The organism is Tardiphaga sp. OK246 (assembly GCF_900188215.1).
GTDB lineage: Bacteria > Pseudomonadota > Alphaproteobacteria > Rhizobiales > Xanthobacteraceae > Tardiphaga > Tardiphaga robiniae.
In genome coordinates this window covers 155,313-170,015 of sequence record NZ_FZOX01000002.1, presented here as the reverse complement: position 1 = coordinate 170,015, position 14,703 = coordinate 155,313, and the positions used below count along the sequence as shown (strand labels likewise).

Below are 14,703 nucleotides of genomic sequence, written 5' to 3'. Positions count from 1 at the left end.
AGATGCGGGGAGAGGTTAGGTCCGCGCTTGCCGGAACAGTGAGGCTAGTCAGAAGTGACTGTAAGACAGGCGCTTCAACGCGATGTCCCTGCCCGCCTGGTCGACGAAGCGGGGCGATGACGCACCTGCAACAATCGTCCCGATGACCGCGACCCGCACGCCCGCCTGATGCGCGGCCTGCACGAAACCGGTCGTGCGATTCTCTGGGATGGTGCAGAGGACTTCGTAATCGTCGCCGCCGGCAACGACCGTTTCGAGACCGATCACACCGCGGTCCAGCAGTGCTGCCGCCGGATCCGACAGCGGAATAGCCGATGCATCGATGACGGCAGAGACGCCCGACACCGCACAGAGCTTGGCGAGATCGCCGGCCAATCCGTCAGAGACATCCATCGACGCCGTCGCGAAATCGCGCACCGCCAATGCGAGCGCGTTGCGTGGCTGTGGCACGCGATAGCGCGCCACGAGCGCGTCATGTGCGTTACTGTCACCAGCCAGCGCCGTCGCGACCGCGCCGCCCTTCAGCGCCGCAAGGCCAAGCGCGGCATCACCGATCGTGCCACTCACGACCACGCGGTCCCCCACCGCCGCGCCGTGACGGCGGACCATCTTGCCCACCGGAACGCGACCGAAGGCGGTGACTGAGACCATCAGCGGTCCCGGCGTCGAGACCGTATCGCCACCGAGCAATGCGCAGCCGAATGTTGCGATGTCTTCGCCGAGACCGCGCGCGAATTCCGTCAGCCACGTCTCATCATGTGTCCGCAGCGCCAGCGTCAGCACAAAGCCGGCCGGCACTGCGCCCTTGGCGGCGAGGTCTGACAGGTTCACCCGCAGCGCCTTGCGCGCAATGGTGTCCGGGGGATCGTCGGCGAGAAAGTGCACGCCCTCGACGATGGCGTCGGTGTTGACGACGATATCCTCGCCGTCGGCCTTGAGTACCGCGGCGTCGTCGGTCAGCCCGAACGCGCCAGGATCAGTCGCAAGCGGCTTGAAGTAGCGCGCGATCAGGGTGTCTTCGCCGGATGCGTTGGACCCGGCTGACATGATCAGTGTCCTGCGCGCGAAAACTCTTCCGCGCGAAACTGCCGGGCGATCTGGTCGAGCACCGCATTGACCATGCCGGTCTCGTCGCCTTCCACGAAGGCATGCGCGACATCGACATATTCCGACACCACGACGCGGCCGGGAATGTCCTTGCGATGTTCCAGCTCATAGGCGCCGGCGCGCATCACCGCGCGCAGGATCGCCTCGATCCGCTGCAGCGGCCACCCCCTGGAGAGCGCGTCGTCGATCAGCGGATCGAGCTTGTTCTGATCGCGCACCACGCCGGACACGATGTCGCGGAAGAACGCCTCTTCGGCGGGGAGATATTGGTCGCCCTCGATCTCGCTGCCGAGCCAGAAGCTCTCGAACTCGGCGAAGACGTCGTTGATGCCCGCGCCGCCGATATCCATCTGATACAGCGCCTGCACCGCGGCGAGACGCGCGGCACCGCGGCGGTTGGCCTTGCGGTCGCCTTTCGGCACGGGCTTCTTGAAGTCGGCTTTCTTGTCAGCCATCACTCAAGCCTTCGCCAGACGGCGCTTGATGCGCAGCACGGACAGCGCGGCGCGGGCTGCGTCCCCACCCTTGTTCAATTCACCGGCGCGCGCGCGCGCCCAGGCCTGCTCGTCGGTATCCACCGTGATGATCCCGTTGCCGAGGGGCAGCCGCAGATCGACGGACAAATCCATCAGCCCGCGCGACGACTCCATCGAGACGATCTCGAAATGGAACGTCTCGCCGCGCACGACACAACCCAGCGCAATTGCCGCTTCATAAGGCTTGCCGCTTTTCGCGGCAGCATCGACTGCAATCGCGATGGTCGAGGGAATTTCCAGCGCGCCCGGCACCGTCAACACGTCATGGGTGACGCCGGCTGCCTTCAGCTCGACGATCGCGCCTTCCAGCAGTGCATCCTGAATGTCGTCATAGAACCGCGCCTCGACGATCAGGACGCGAGCGCCCGTGATGTCGGTCTGGTCCTGCAAATGAGCGCGTCGCGCGTCTGCCATCGGTATTCCGTCAAATTTGCGAGAATTGGTTGATTGTGCAGGGTTTTAGGCGCAGCGGCGCCATATGCCAAGGGCTGATAGGGGCTGATCGAGCCTCGAATTATTTCATTTCGCTGAGCCGCGCCGCATAGCGGGCCATCAGGTCGACCTCGATATTGACCTCGGCGCCTTCATTCCATGCCTTGCCTAGCGTGGTGACGCTCAGCGTGTGCGGAATGATCAGCACCGCGAACTGCACGTCATCGACGGTATTCACCGTCAGCGACACGCCATCCAGCGTGATGGAGCCCTTGGTGGCGATGAAACGCGCCAGTTCGCGCGTGGTGCGGAAGGTGATCCGCGCCATGTCCGGCAGGTTCTCGCGCGATACGATGGTGGCGATGCCATCGGCATGGCCGGCGACGATATGGCCGCCAAGCTCGTCGCCGATCTTCAGCGCGCGTTCGAGATTGAGGCGGGTGCCCAGCTTCCAGTGCTTCGCCGTGGTCATGCCCAGCGTCTCGGCGGCAGCGTCAACGTCGAACCAGGTTTTGCCATTCGCCACGCCGGAGCCGACCACTGTGAGGCAGACGCCATTGCAGGCGATCGAGGCGCCATCGGCGATGGTGGTCTGATCATAGTCGCAGAGAATGCGCAGCCGGTGGAGCTGGCCCTGCGCCACTTGCGTCAGGCTCTCGATCTCGCCGATGTCGGTGACAATGCCGGTGAACATGTTTTTAGTCTCTCAATCTCGCACGCTCTCTCATTTCGTCATGCCCGGCGAATGCCGGGTATCCACGCCTTGCCCACGAAGGAAGGCGTGGATGGCCGGGACAAGCCCGGCCATGACGGAGCTAGGCAGTGGCCCGCTCGTAAATCGTCAGAGTGTCGCTCTCGATCGTCTCGCTAGCACGCTGCACGAAGTCCGGCGACCCGGTGATCGCCGATAGCGGCAATGCATCCAGCGCGGCGATGCCACCCTCGCCGATCTCCTTCGGCCCGCGAAACAGCCAGACCTCGTCGACCAGCCCCGCCGCCACGAAAGACGACGCAACTTTCGATCCGCCTTCCACCAGCAGCTTCGTAATGCCCTTCTCCGACAAGCTATGCAGCACGGCGAGCAAATCCAGCCCTGGCGGCGGCGCGATCGTAGTCGGCACACGCAGCACCTGCGTGCCGGCAGCGCCCAGCGCCATCGCGGCAGGCGCTTCCGACAGGCTGGAGGTCATCACCCAGAGCGGCGTCGTGCGCGCCGAATGCACGAGCTTGCTGTTACCGGACATGCGCAGCGCGCGGTCGAGCACCACGCGCACCGGCGAGCGCTTCATCATGCCCGGCAAGCGACAGGTCAGTTCGGGATCGTCAGCGATGACGGTGCCCATGCCGACCAGCACGGCGTCGCATTGCGCCCGCAAGAGATGCACGCGCGACCGCACCATCTCGCCGGTGACGGCGACAGGCTTGTGACCGGCTGCCGCGATCTTGTCATCCGGCGACACCGCGAGCTTCAACACGACATGCGGGCGCTTGTCGCGCACGCGGCGGAAATGCCCGGCGTGATCGCGTGCGGCCTGTTCGGCACAGAGCCCGACATCGACCCTGATGCCAGCGGCACGCAGCCGTGCATGGCCTTGGCCCGCCACGTCCGGATTGGGATCTTCAATTGCCGCAACGACGCGCGCGATGCCCGCGGCGACGATCGCATCGGCACAAGGGGGTGATTTGCCGAAATGCGAGCATGGCTCCAGCGTCACATAGAGCGTGGCACCGCGTGCGGCCTCGCCGGCCTGCGCAAGTGCGACAGGCTCGGCATGGGGACGGCCGCCGGGCTGCGTCCAGCCGCGGCCAATAATAACACCATCCTTCACGATGACCGCGCCGACCGCGGGATTGGGCCATGTCCGGCCCTGCCCGCGCCGGCCAAGCGTCAGCGCCAGCTGCATGAAGCGCAGGTCGGTTGCTTTCGCCTCTTGGGATTTTTGCGCGTATTGATCTTCCAGGATACGGAAGATCATTTTCGGACGACCACCGGCCGGCCGTCGTCGTCGGCATGCAATTCGCCGAGCACGGCCTCGAAGTCCTTGGCCTCGCGAAAATTGCGATAGACCGAGGCGAAGCGCACATAGGCGACGTCATCGAGCCCGCGCAGATGCTCCATCACGATCTCGCCGATGGTCTCCGACGAAATCTCCGCCTCGCCGCCGCTTTCCAGCTCGCGCACGATGGCCGAGACCATGGTCTCCACCCGCTCCGGATCGACCGGGCGCTTGCGCAGACTGATCGACAGCGAACGCACCAGCTTGTCGCGGTCGAACGGCACGCGGCGGCCATTGCGCTTGATCACCGTGAGCTCGCGCAGTTGCACGCGCTCGAAGGTGGTGAAGCGGAAGTTGCAGGTGACGCAGACGCGCCGCCTGCGGATCACGGCGGAATCTTCCGCGGGACGCGAGTCCTTCACCTGCGTATCGAGGCTATTGCAGTTCGGACAGCGCATTCCAAAGAACCTTCCAAAGAGCCATTCCTGCGCGACCTTCTGACCGCGCAGGTCTCCGCCTCGTAGCAGGCCTTACTGATAGATCGGGAAACGATCCGTCAGCGCCTTGACCTTCTCCTTCACGGCCGCTTCGACCAGCGGCGCACTGCCGTCGCCGGACTGCGCCACCGCGCTCAGCACTTCGGCGATCATCTCGCCGGTTGCCTTGAATTCGGCAATGCCGAAACCGCGCGTCGTCGCGGCGGGGGTGCCGAGACGGATGCCCGAGGTGATCCACGGCTTTTCCGGATCGAACGGCACGCCGTTCTTGTTGCAGGTGATGCCGGCGCGGACCAGTGCCTTCTCCGAGACGTTGCCCTTCAGGCCCTTCGGCCGGAGGTCGACGAGCATCAGGTGGTTATCGGTGCCGCCCGAGACAATGTCGTAGCCCTGCGCGCGCAGCGTTTCGGCCAGCGCCTTGGCATTCTCGACAACGTTCTTGGCATAGACCTTGAAGTCCGGCTGCAGCGCTTCCTTGAAGGCCACGGCTTTCGCCGCGATGACATGCATCAGCGGGCCGCCCTGCAGGCCCGGGAAGATCGCCGAGTTCAGCTTCTTGTGCAGCGCCTCGTCATTGGTGAGGATCAGGCCGCCGCGCGGGCCGCGCAGCGACTTGTGCGTCGTCGTCGTGGTGACATGGGCATACGGCACCGGCGAGGCATGGACGCCACCGGCAACGAGGCCAGCAAAGTGGGCCATGTCGACGAGGAGATACGCACCGACGCTGTCGGCGATCTCGCGGAAGCGCTTGAAGTCCCACGAGCGCGAATAGGCCGAGCCGCCGGCGATGATCAGCTTCGGCTTCACCTCCTCGGCCTGCTTGGCAATCGCGTCCATGTCGAGGATCTGGTCGTCCTTGCGCACGGTGTAGTGCACCGGCTTGAACCACTTGCCGGACATGTTGACAGGCGAGCCGTGGGTGAGATGGCCGCCGGCTGCGAGGTCGAGACCCATGAAGGTATCGCCCGGCTGCAGCAGCGCCAGGAACACCGCCTGGTTCATCTGGCTGCCGGAATTCGGCTGCACATTGGCGAACTGGGCGCCGAACAGCTTCTTGGCGCGTTCGATGGCGAGGTTCTCAGCGATATCGACGAATTCGCAGCCGCCATAATAGCGCGCGCCCGGATAGCCCTCGGCATATTTGTTGGTCATCACCGAGCCCTGCGCTTCCATCACGGCGCGGCTGACGATGTTTTCCGACGCGATCAGCTCGATCTCGTGACGCTGGCGGCCGAGTTCACCCTTGATCGCCTCGGCAATCTCGGGATCGGCCTGAGCAAGCGTGGCGGAGAAGAACGAGTCGGGCGCGGAGCCGGTTTTGGCCGAAGTGGTCATAGGGCAATATCTCCACCGCCGCGGCCTTCTTTCGGCGTGCGGACGGTCACGAGTGGCGATCAGGAAACGGTGCCCCGAATACCATATCTGGCTGGCGGGGCCAAGGTTTTGCGGTTCAGGGCGCGATATTTAGGCAGCGGGGTAAATGCGGCGATTGCACAAGCTGATCGGTACTCTCACTGTCATTCCGGGGCGATATCTCAGCGAAGCTGAGAGCTCGAGCCCGGAATCCCGACATGTTCAGCGCAAAACACCTCGGGATTCCGGGCTCGGGTTCGCCGCCTTCGGCGCCGCTCCCGCCCCGGAATGACGAGTGTGGGGCCAGCGTCGTCCAAGACCCCAATCGCCCTATTTCGCCAGCCGGTATGCCCCGCCCTTCTCTACGCTGCACTGGAACGCCGGGCGGGCATGCATCCGGCCAATCCAGGCGGCCAGGTCGGGATAGGCCTTGAGCCGGTCGAAGCTGCCGGCAACCTCGGCGACGAAACTCATCTGGATATCCGCGCCGGTCAGGCTGTCGCCAACGAAGAACGCGCGGCCCTGCAGCGCGCGGTCGGCATGACCGAGATGCCGGGCCATCTCGCTGTCGATCCGCGGCTGCAGCGGCGCGCCGGCCTCCTTCAGGCGGGACACATAGAGATTGAGCATCAGCGGCAACATCGCCGAGCCCTCGGCATAATGCAGCCATTCGAGATAGGCCTCATGCTCCGGCGTGCCCTCCGCCGGCCGCATCGCGCCCTTGCCGTAGCGGCGGATGACGTAGTCGACGACGGCTGCGGATTCCGCGATGGTCACATCGCCGTCGACGATGACAGGCGACTTGCCGAGCGGATGCACCGCCTCGAGTTCCGGCGGCGCCAGCCGCGTCTGCGCATCGCGCTGATAGGTCTTCAGATCATAGGGCGCGCCGAGCTCTTCCAGCAGCCAGATGATCCGCTGCGAGCGGGAGTCGTTGAGATGATGAAGCGTGAGCATGGGCGTGTCCTTGTGTTGTCCTCGGCCTGATCTGTAGACCGTCGGCGTGAGAGAAGTCTTCGAGGATTATCGCGCGGAAACAGCGAACAAGAAAATCTTCGCGAGCTTTTCCATGCTAGTTTGCCGATAAGGCGACTGTCTGTCGTTGTGGAGAGGTTCGGCTCTCCTTCCCCTCTGCACCAAGCCAAGCCGCCAACCTGAGGCTTATCGCAGGAGGTTGAGATGGACGATGTACGGGCCGCCCTGGAGCGTCATTGGACTGCATCGGACGCGAACGATTTCGATATCGAACATGACATCTACCATGAGGATGCGATGCTTTATTATCCTCAATCGGGGGAGCGCATCCGCGGTCGGCACAACATTCAGATGAGCCGGCTTGTCCAGCCAAACGAGAAACGTTTTACGGTTCGGCGGATTATCGGCAGCGGCGAATTATGGATCACCGAATTCATCCTGACCTATGACGGTATACCATCCTACGCGGTGAGCATCATGGAGTTCCGCGAAGGACGGGTGGCCAACGAAACGCAGTATTTCGCCGATCGGTTTGAACCTGCAGTCTCGCGCGCGCATCTTGTCGAGCGATAGTTCGAGTAGCAGAACCGCGACGACAGTGCTTCGATGAGCACATATGTGATGAGCGCATCGCGTCCCGCTCGTCATTCCCCACCAACTGGTGTGCCCGAGGGCAGTCCGGACTGCGAAGCGGTCGGCATGAGCCGGCATCCCGATGTGTTCAGCCACCATCGTCATTCCGGGGCGTGCGTCGCCGGCGAAGCCGGCAGAGCGCGAACCCGGAATCCCGACGTGTTTGGCGCTGACTAGAGACTCCCATGCTGGGATTCCGGGTTCGCGTCCGGCAAGTGCCGGCCGCGCCCCGGAATGACGAGTGTGAGGCGGACTCGGGCTGAGCGCACCCAAACATTTTTTCCTATCTCCCGTTGACTGCATCCCTAACTTGATTATATTCCCCTCTGTCCTGCCCCACCGAGAGGGGCGATCGCGATCGTCACGTTCGCGGGGTGGGATGCGGTGGACGCCGGAGATGCGGCGTTACGCGGTTCATGGGGGACGTCTGTCTTCGGGCAGGACGGATCTGCGCCAGCACTGCCACTGGCAAGGAGACGGCCGGCCTTGGATGGACAGACCCCTGGACAGTGTGACGGACGACCAAGTCAAAACGCGTTCGGCCTAGTCGCTTGAGGCTCCCTTCCCATCGCCTTGGGACTTTAATTCGCGATCGGAGCGTTCGTCGAGGCAAAGTGCAAGCAACCGAAAAAACACCGCAGGCGGAACGTCGGGCACTGGCTCGGCGCCTCCGAAAGTCCTGATGCATTCACTATTGCGGAAGACCGCATTCGCATCAGGCCCAAGGGTGCAACGGGCACCCGGCGTTCCGCACGCCCTCTCACAAGAGGGTGGGAATGCAAAAGACGACGGCGCCCCCGCGCCGCAAACAATGGGGGCGATGACGCATGTCTGAAAAGCAGTGGCTGTTTGACAGGGCGCCAGCGCTTAAACGCAGCGCTATTGCGCCCTACTCCCTCAAAGGCCGGTAAACCCGGCCTTCACCGGATCGTTGCTGCCATCGAGCTCACGCAAATAGGTCAAGCCGAACACCGTCAGCCGGTGCGGATCCTTCTCGCCGCCGTCGAACAGCGACTGCACATAGTCGGTCACCTTGGTGCGGGCTTCGTCCGATGCCGCCTGGGTGCGGCTCATCATCAGGTCATAGGTGTGCATGATGCGGTCGATGGCAATCTGCATGTCGTCATTTTCCCCGTTGGACATCAGAAAACCGGCTACGCAGCTTCAGCCCGTGCAGCCTGGAATTGCGCGATCGCTCTGTTCGCAAGGCGAAGCTTGTTGTCTTCGCCGCGATGAAACATCCGGACGATGATTTCGAGCAGCCGATCGTTGGTGAGATAAGTATCGGGGATCGCGCCGGACTTGCGCAGGTAGTTCGCAGCGATGGCATAGGCGTCGCCCACCGCCTCGACATTCATCACTTTCAGACCGCGTTCGACCAGCATGACTTGATCCCTTCCGACGAAGCGATAAGCCGCGAGAATGGAACCGGTTCCACGAGAGACGAAGGAAATTTCGCGAGCGGCAGAACGGAGCGCTCTCCTCCAAGGAAGCGCAGGACGGCAAGAGCCAAGGCGTCGCGCGAAGCGCGCCCGATGATAAACTCCGCAAAACCCATCAAGGCCTGGCACGAGCGATGCATCGCTCACGCATTTACGATTTCCTCTGGCTTATTTGACAGCCACGAACACACGGCGGCTGGAATTGCGCCGATCAGACCGAGTACCACGAGTTGCTTGCTGGAGCCGAGAAGCAAGGCCATCACCAACACCGATAGACCGTAGGCAAGAAGTGTCGTCGTCATGACCGCAGGCATGGATGTTCTGGCAATCAGCCAGTCGAGCAAAGCGACCAGGAGCCCCGGCACAATAAAGACGAGATACATGAACACCGGCCCTGTACCGCTATCCACCGCTGCGCCGGTCAGGATGTACGTCACTGCGTAGAACGCGACAGTCGCAACGGCAGGAAAGAGGAGCAAAAAGATCAACAAGCGCTTCATGAAATCATCTCCAATATCTCTGTGTCTGTCTTGGAGGTGTTTTCGTTCAGCAAGCGTGGGATGCGCGTAACGCCAAAGAAAAAGGCGCCCTGCGAGGGCGCCTTGATCAATTTCAGTGTCGCATGCGTCTTGCGCGCATTTCGATGTGCTTTCGGAGGGCAATCCGTCGGCAGTGGTTCGGCGACTTGGAGGTCGAAAGTCTCAGAGACGATACAGAATCTGGTCGGTCCAGAAGCGCTCGAGGCGGTGCAGCGACTTGTTGAGGGTCGCGAATTCCTCGTTGGAGATGCCACCGACCTGCTCGACCGTCTTGACGTGCTTCTGATACAGCGCGTCGACGATGTGGCGGATTTCCTGGCCCTGCGCCGTCAGACGGATGCGAACCGAACGACGATCGACGCGCGAGCGCTGATGATCGAGGAAGCCGAGTTCGACGAGCTTCTTCAGGTTATAGGACACGTTGGAGCCGAGATAGTAACCACGGGTGCGCAGCTCGCCGGCGGTCAATTCCTTGTCGCCGATATTGTAGAGCAGCAGTGCCTGGACCGAATTGATATCAGCGCGGCCGCGGCGATCGAATTCATCCTTGATGACATCGAGCAGGCGGCGATGCAGACGCTCCACCAACGTCAAGGCTTCCAGATAAAGCGGCTGAACCGGCGCCTGGCCCGGAACGAGATCGACGCTTTCCACCGTCGCAACGGTCTTCATCATGACACTACCCCTGTTGTCGTTTTTATCGACTTATTCGACGAAACTTGTGTCCCGTCTGATAGGGCCAACTTAAGGGGGAGCGTTTGAAGAACCGCTTAAATAAGACAATAAAGAGATCATGAATTTGAGACAGTGAATCTGAGATTAAGCCGGTGAAACAAGGGGTTTTCGCAAGGTTTGATTCACGCTGCAGAGCCCATGTTCCAGCTTTGTCCGCCCGATCTGTCGCATAGCGGAACAGCTTGCCTAAAATTCGAAACACTCGCGTAAGGTTCGTAACCGGGGCGTTAGGGTGACCGAAGTCTTACCGCCAACGCCCCGAAAATTAATTCGACAATTTTACGCAACTCCGCGCGTTCGCCCGTCCCAATATGGCGCCCGCAAAGCCTTGCGATCGATCTTGCCGAGGCCCGTCACGGGGATCTCACTGACGAAATCGATGGTCTTCGGCGACCACGGCGCGCCGCGCTTGTCTTTCACATGCGCCCGAAGTTCCTCCGCGGAATTATTCGCGCCGGCTTTCAGCACGACAAAGGCCTTCACCGCCTCGCCCCACTTCGCATCGGGAATTCCGATGACCGCAGCAGACGCCACCGCATGATGCGCCATCAAGGCATCCTCGACTTCACGCGGATAGATGTTGAAGCCGCCGGAGATGATCATGTCCTTGGTGCGGTCGACGATATAGAAGAAGCCGTCGCTGTCCTTTACGGCGACATCGCCGGTGTGCAGCCAGCCGCCGCGGAAAGCGTCTTCGGTGGCATCCGGCCGTTTCCAGTAACCATCCATCACCAGCGAGCCGCGCACGCAGATCTCGCCGGGCTCCCCTGTCGCCACTTCGCGCATCTCGGCATCGAACAGTTTGACCTCGACCATCGGATTGGCGCGGCCGCAGGAACCGAGACGGCCCGGCTTGCTGTCGTCGTGATCGATCTTGCGCATGGTGGTGATGATCTGCGGCGCTTCGGTCTGGCCGTAGAGCTGCACGAACACATTGCCGAAGATGCCAACGCCCTCGCGCAATCGGTCCGGCGACATCGGCGCCGCGCCATAAACGATCATCTGCAATGACGACATGTCGTATTTGGCGCGCAGCTCCGGCGCGTCGATCAGCGCATAGATCAGCGTCGGCACCAGGAAGGTCGCGGTAATCTTTTCCTCATGCACCACGCGGCAATAGGTCTCCGCATCGAAGCCCTGCACCAGCCGCGCGAAGCCGCCGCGCAGCATCACCGGAAACAGCGTGATGCCGGCGGCGTGGCTGATCGGCGTCGCGGCGAGATAGCGGATATCGGCCGGCCAGTCCCAATCCGCATAGATCGCCAGCGACATCGCCACCAGCACGCGATGCGGCAGCATCACGCCCTTGGAGCGGCCCGTGGTGCCACCGGTATAAGCCAGCCAGCAGATATCGCCGGTACTGCTCTCGTCGACCAGCGGCGCCGGCGTCGCATTGGGCAGTTCGGCCAGGAGATCGCGCGCGCCATCGAGCGCGCCGAAGGACAGCAAGTGTTTCAAGCCCGGCACGCGGCTGCGCAGCGCGAGGCCGCGCGCGGCGAACTTGCCGGCCTCCACGATCAGCGCGGAGATCTCGGCATCCTCGAGAATGAAGGCGTGGTCGTCCTCGGCGGCCATCGGATGCAGCGGCGTGTAGCGCAGGCCCATCACGGCGGCGGCTGATATCGCGGCCCAGCTCTCAGCGCGGTTGCCGGAGAGAATGGACAGCGCATCGCCCCTCTTCAGGCCAAGGCTGCGGAACAGGCTGATGAAACGCGCGACCACGTCGCCGAATTCGCGGTAGCTCCAGCGGACATGGCCGTCCGCGAGCGCAGGCTGATCGCCATAGCGGGCGATGGCGCTGACAATGATGCTGCCGGCGGTGCCGCCGGAATAAAGCTGGTTCAAAATGACCTCCCTGAATGCAGGGCCTTCTGCGAGGCCTCTGCTTGACGTCCTGAGCCTATGGCGGCCGTTCGCGCGCCGCCATCCATGCCAGCGCAAGGTAGCCTGCGAGAAACGCAGCCTGGACGCCGACGATCAGGAGGTTGCCGCCATAGATGGTCGGAAACATCAGCTCGATAACCGCCATGGACACCACGGTTGTCAGCCAGACGACGGCGCCCCATGGCGTCGCGAGCCAGAGGCCGACGGCGCTGACCAGCTCGATGACGGCGAAATAGACCGTGGCGGTCTGCCAGCCCATGGTCTGGACCTCGAAGGCGTCATCCTCGGTGCCGACAAAGCCGGTGACCTGCGCCCAGTGATAAAGGCCCTGCATCATCGAGACGACGGCCATCACGCGCAGGAACAGGACCAGGCGCCGGGTCCAGATGTTCTCGTCGGATTCGATGCGTCCGGACGAGATCGCCGCAACCGACATGGCATGGTCCCGCGACGTGGGGTCTCTCGACCCGAGGTCGCGCGGCATCTGCTCAGACATGCGAATGCGATCTCACGGGTGGGAACTGGACGGCTGGGCGATGGTTTGAGCGATTCATGGGGGCTTTTTGTGAGCCTTTGGGCCTGCAAAATCAATGACCCAGCCCGTCACGTCACGCGCGCATGACGTGCATGATCGCGGTGACGCCGGGGCATCAAGGTGCTAGACTTAGAACAGGTCGAATTTAAGGGGCTTTCGACCTCACGAAGGCCCGCGGGAGAGACGGTATTATGGCAATCAAGTTCGGGCGCCCCATCGAATTGCGCGATCACGCCCCCCGCCCGGTCGCTTATGACGCCCCCTCCCTCGGCCTGACCACCCGCCCCCGCCGTAACCGCAAGTCCGAATGGGCCCGCCGGCTGGTGCGCGAGAACGTGCTGTCCACCGACGACCTGATCTGGCCGCTCTTCGTGATCGATGGCGACAACCAGCGCGCGGCGATTGCCTCGATGCCCGGCGTGGAACGCCTCAGCGTCGATCAGGCAGTGCGCGATGCCGAGCGTGCCATGAAGCTGGACATCCCCTGCATCGCGCTGTTCCCCTATACCGACCCGTCGCTGCGCGACGAGATGGGCACCGAGGCCTGCAACGCCAACAATCTGGTTTGCCAGTCCGTGCGCGCCATCAAGAAGGAATTCCCCGATCTCGGCGTGCTCTGCGATGTGGCACTCGATCCGTTCACCAGCCACGGCCATGACGGGTTGATCCAGAACGGCAAGATCCTCAACGACGAGACCGTCGCCGTGCTGGTCCAGCAGGCGCTGGTCCAGGCCGAAGCCGGCTGCGATATCATTGCGCCATCGGACATGATGGACGGCCGTGTCGGTGCGATCCGCGAGGCGCTGGATGACGCCGGCTTCCTCGACGTGCAGATCATGGCCTATGCCGCGAAATATGCCTCGGCCTTCTACGGCCCGTTCCGCGACGCCATCGGCTCGGCCAAGACGCTGACCGGCGACAAGCGTACCTATCAGATGGACAGCGCCAATTCCGACGAGGCGCTGCGCGAGGTCGAACTCGATCTGGCCGAAGGCGCCGACATGGTCATGGTCAAGCCGGGCATGCCCTATCTGGATATTGTGCGCCGCGTGAAGGACACGTTCGCGGTTCCGACCTTCGCCTATCAGGTGTCGGGCGAATACGCGATGATCATGGCCGCCGCGAATAACTGCTGGATCGACGGCGACCGCGCCATCATGGAAAGCCTGCTCGGCTTCAAGCGCGCCGGCGCCGATGGCGTGCTGACCTATTTCGCGCCGCATGCCGCGGAACGCATCAAGGCTGCGCGCTGAGCGCATCCGCGCTCAAGCCTCGCCTGATTTACGTCATGGACAGTCTGTAACGATTCCGCGCACTTGTTGCGCGGTCTGGTGATATCCATGTGATGGACCGTGAGGATGCAAACGGAGGGATGCGTCATGTCTGATACCGGCCCGAATGCTGGCGGCCCCAACAACGGAAGCTGGCAAGGCGATACTTGGCGCAGTGCCGGTACCCCGCCCCGCGCCCATGCCTTCGATCCCTATGCGCAGCCGGATTTGTTCCGCGGCGTGCTGATGCGCCGCGTTGTCGCCTTCCTGATCGATCTCGTGGTGCTGTCGATTCCGATCGTGCTGGCTTGGGTATTCATTCTCCTGTTCGGCGTCGTCACCCTCGGCCTTGGCTGGGCGCTGTTCTGGCTGATCTCACCTGCGACGGTGATCTGGCCAGTCGTCTATTACGGCATGTCGCTGGGCGGGCCGCATTCGGCCACCGTCGGCATGCGGATGATGGATCTGCAGATGCGCACCTTCTCAGGCACGCCGGGCTACTTCGTGCTTGGCGCCGCACACGCGGTCTTGTTCTGGGCCTCGGTGTCGCTACTCACGCCGCTGGTGCTGGTGGTCGGCCTGCTCAACGGCCGCCGCCAGTTGCTGCACGACCTCGTGCTGGGAACCGTGGTGGTGAATAATTCCGTGGTCCGCGCCGCTTACGCCCAGCCGCCCGGCCGCGCCTACTAACAGCCGCGATTGACGCCAACTTGGCTGGGCAAAGCGATTGACCGTTTGCCCGGCCGGCGCGATGCTACGCCAAACTG

At 62.8% G+C, this 14,703-nt stretch carries 17 protein-coding genes; 3 read left to right on the top strand and 14 right to left on the bottom strand.

Going from position 1 to position 14,703, the window contains the following annotated elements; all coding sequences use genetic code 11:
• Positions 1-48: 48 nt before the first annotated feature.
• The 8 genes from thiL to CHC01_RS08140 form a co-directional block, all read right to left on the bottom strand.
• The gene (gene thiL / locus CHC01_RS08175; RefSeq protein WP_089263857.1) at positions 49-1,047 is read right to left on the bottom strand and encodes a thiamine-phosphate kinase; all 999 of its coding nucleotides are present in this window, start codon (positions 1,045-1,047) and stop codon (positions 49-51) included.
• Positions 1,048-1,049: 2 nt separating this feature from the next.
• Positions 1,050-1,562, bottom strand: coding sequence for a transcription antitermination factor NusB (gene nusB / locus CHC01_RS08170; protein WP_089263856.1), 513 nt, complete (start codon positions 1,560-1,562; stop codon positions 1,050-1,052).
• 3 nt (positions 1,563-1,565) lie between these two features.
• Positions 1,566-2,057: a 6,7-dimethyl-8-ribityllumazine synthase gene (gene ribH, locus CHC01_RS08165; RefSeq protein ID WP_089263855.1), complete on the bottom strand. Its 492-nt coding sequence runs from the start codon at positions 2,055-2,057 to the stop codon at positions 1,566-1,568.
• Between the two features lie 100 nt (positions 2,058-2,157).
• Entirely contained in the window at positions 2,158-2,769 is a 612-nt protein-coding gene (locus CHC01_RS08160) for a riboflavin synthase (protein ID WP_089263854.1), read from the bottom strand.
• 121 nt (positions 2,770-2,890) lie between these two features.
• Entirely contained in the window at positions 2,891-4,051 is a 1,161-nt protein-coding gene (gene ribD, locus CHC01_RS08155) for a bifunctional diaminohydroxyphosphoribosylaminopyrimidine deaminase/5-amino-6-(5-phosphoribosylamino)uracil reductase RibD (protein WP_089263853.1), read from the bottom strand.
• On the bottom strand, positions 4,048-4,530 hold the full coding sequence (gene nrdR, locus CHC01_RS08150) for a transcriptional regulator NrdR (RefSeq protein ID WP_068732542.1): 483 nt from the start codon (positions 4,528-4,530) through the stop codon (positions 4,048-4,050). The genes ribD and nrdR overlap by 4 nt, the downstream gene beginning before the upstream one ends.
• Positions 4,531-4,602: 72 nt before the next feature.
• Complete coding sequence (gene glyA / locus CHC01_RS08145) at positions 4,603-5,904, bottom strand: serine hydroxymethyltransferase (protein WP_089263852.1); 1,302 nt, start codon at positions 5,902-5,904, stop codon at positions 4,603-4,605.
• A gap of 348 nt (positions 5,905-6,252) precedes the next feature.
• Positions 6,253-6,879, bottom strand: coding sequence for a glutathione S-transferase family protein (locus CHC01_RS08140; protein WP_089263851.1), 627 nt, complete (start codon positions 6,877-6,879; stop codon positions 6,253-6,255).
• A 222-nt stretch (positions 6,880-7,101) separates the two neighbouring features.
• On the opposite strand from CHC01_RS08140, the gene CHC01_RS08135 reads away from it, so the two are divergent.
• A complete protein-coding gene (locus CHC01_RS08135) occupies positions 7,102-7,470 on the top strand; it encodes a nuclear transport factor 2 family protein (protein WP_089263850.1) in 369 nt (122 codons plus the stop codon).
• Positions 7,471-8,427: 957 nt separating this feature from the next.
• On the opposite strand, the gene CHC01_RS08130 is transcribed toward CHC01_RS08135, so the two are convergent.
• The 6 genes from CHC01_RS08130 to CHC01_RS08100 all read right to left on the bottom strand — a co-directional run bounded on the left by CHC01_RS08130 (position 8,428) and on the right by CHC01_RS08100 (position 12,626).
• Positions 8,428-8,649 carry a hypothetical protein gene (locus CHC01_RS08130; RefSeq protein WP_068732570.1) on the bottom strand — a complete coding sequence of 74 codons (222 nt, stop codon included), beginning with the start codon at positions 8,647-8,649 and terminating at the stop codon, positions 8,428-8,430.
• Positions 8,650-8,684: 35 nt separating this feature from the next.
• Positions 8,685-8,915, bottom strand: coding sequence for a hypothetical protein (locus tag CHC01_RS08125; RefSeq protein ID WP_089263849.1), 231 nt, complete (start codon positions 8,913-8,915; stop codon positions 8,685-8,687).
• A 200-nt stretch (positions 8,916-9,115) separates the two neighbouring features.
• Positions 9,116-9,472, bottom strand: a complete 357-nt coding sequence (locus tag CHC01_RS08115; RefSeq protein ID WP_089263847.1) for a hypothetical protein — start codon at positions 9,470-9,472, stop codon at positions 9,116-9,118.
• A gap of 201 nt (positions 9,473-9,673) precedes the next feature.
• A complete protein-coding gene (ldtR, locus tag CHC01_RS08110; protein ID WP_068732529.1) occupies positions 9,674-10,186 on the bottom strand; it encodes a transcriptional regulator LdtR in 513 nt (170 codons plus the stop codon).
• 339 nt (positions 10,187-10,525) lie between these two features.
• The gene (locus CHC01_RS08105) at positions 10,526-12,091 is read right to left on the bottom strand and encodes an AMP-binding protein (protein WP_089263846.1); all 1,566 of its coding nucleotides are present in this window, start codon (positions 12,089-12,091) and stop codon (positions 10,526-10,528) included.
• A 55-nt stretch (positions 12,092-12,146) separates the two neighbouring features.
• Positions 12,147-12,626: a DUF6163 family protein gene (locus tag CHC01_RS08100; RefSeq protein ID WP_089263845.1), complete on the bottom strand. Its 480-nt coding sequence runs from the start codon at positions 12,624-12,626 to the stop codon at positions 12,147-12,149.
• A 230-nt stretch (positions 12,627-12,856) separates the two neighbouring features.
• Here CHC01_RS08100 and hemB point away from each other — a divergent pair, with 230 nt between their 5' ends.
• Both hemB and CHC01_RS08090 read left to right on the top strand, forming a co-directional pair.
• Positions 12,857-13,918: a porphobilinogen synthase gene (hemB, locus tag CHC01_RS08095; RefSeq protein ID WP_089263844.1), complete on the top strand. Its 1,062-nt coding sequence runs from the start codon at positions 12,857-12,859 to the stop codon at positions 13,916-13,918.
• Positions 13,919-14,044: 126 nt separating this feature from the next.
• Positions 14,045-14,626, top strand: coding sequence for an RDD family protein (locus CHC01_RS08090; RefSeq protein WP_089263843.1), 582 nt, complete (start codon positions 14,045-14,047; stop codon positions 14,624-14,626).
• The last annotated feature ends 77 nt before the right edge of the window (positions 14,627-14,703 follow it).

Excerpts from the sequence above, each read along its gene's own strand:
- thiL (WP_089263857.1), bottom strand. The coding sequence starts at position 1,047 with ATGTCAGCCGGGTCCAACGCATCCGGCGAAGACACCCTGATCGCGCGC.
- nusB (WP_089263856.1), bottom strand. The coding sequence starts at position 1,562 with ATGGCTGACAAGAAAGCCGACTTCAAGAAGCCCGTGCCGAAAGGCGAC.
- ribH (WP_089263855.1), bottom strand. The coding sequence starts at position 2,057 with ATGGCAGACGCGCGACGCGCTCATTTGCAGGACCAGACCGACATCACG.
- CHC01_RS08160 (WP_089263854.1), bottom strand. The coding sequence starts at position 2,769 with ATGTTCACCGGCATTGTCACCGACATCGGCGAGATCGAGAGCCTGACG.
- ribD (WP_089263853.1), bottom strand. The coding sequence starts at position 4,051 with ATGATCTTCCGTATCCTGGAAGATCAATACGCGCAAAAATCCCAAGAG.
- nrdR (WP_068732542.1), bottom strand. The coding sequence starts at position 4,530 with ATGCGCTGTCCGAACTGCAATAGCCTCGATACGCAGGTGAAGGACTCG.
- glyA (WP_089263852.1), bottom strand. The coding sequence starts at position 5,904 with ATGACCACTTCGGCCAAAACCGGCTCCGCGCCCGACTCGTTCTTCTCC.
- CHC01_RS08140 (WP_089263851.1), bottom strand. The coding sequence starts at position 6,879 with ATGCTCACGCTTCATCATCTCAACGACTCCCGCTCGCAGCGGATCATC.
- CHC01_RS08135 (WP_089263850.1), top strand. The coding sequence starts at position 7,102 with ATGGACGATGTACGGGCCGCCCTGGAGCGTCATTGGACTGCATCGGAC.
- CHC01_RS08130 (WP_068732570.1), bottom strand. The coding sequence starts at position 8,649 with ATGCAGATTGCCATCGACCGCATCATGCACACCTATGACCTGATGATG.
- CHC01_RS08125 (WP_089263849.1), bottom strand. The coding sequence starts at position 8,915 with ATGCTGGTCGAACGCGGTCTGAAAGTGATGAATGTCGAGGCGGTGGGC.
- CHC01_RS08115 (WP_089263847.1), bottom strand. The coding sequence starts at position 9,472 with ATGAAGCGCTTGTTGATCTTTTTGCTCCTCTTTCCTGCCGTTGCGACT.
- ldtR (WP_068732529.1), bottom strand. The coding sequence starts at position 10,186 with ATGATGAAGACCGTTGCGACGGTGGAAAGCGTCGATCTCGTTCCGGGC.
- CHC01_RS08100 (WP_089263845.1), bottom strand. The coding sequence starts at position 12,626 with ATGTCTGAGCAGATGCCGCGCGACCTCGGGTCGAGAGACCCCACGTCG.
- hemB (WP_089263844.1), top strand. The coding sequence starts at position 12,857 with ATGGCAATCAAGTTCGGGCGCCCCATCGAATTGCGCGATCACGCCCCC.
- CHC01_RS08090 (WP_089263843.1), top strand. The coding sequence starts at position 14,045 with ATGTCTGATACCGGCCCGAATGCTGGCGGCCCCAACAACGGAAGCTGG.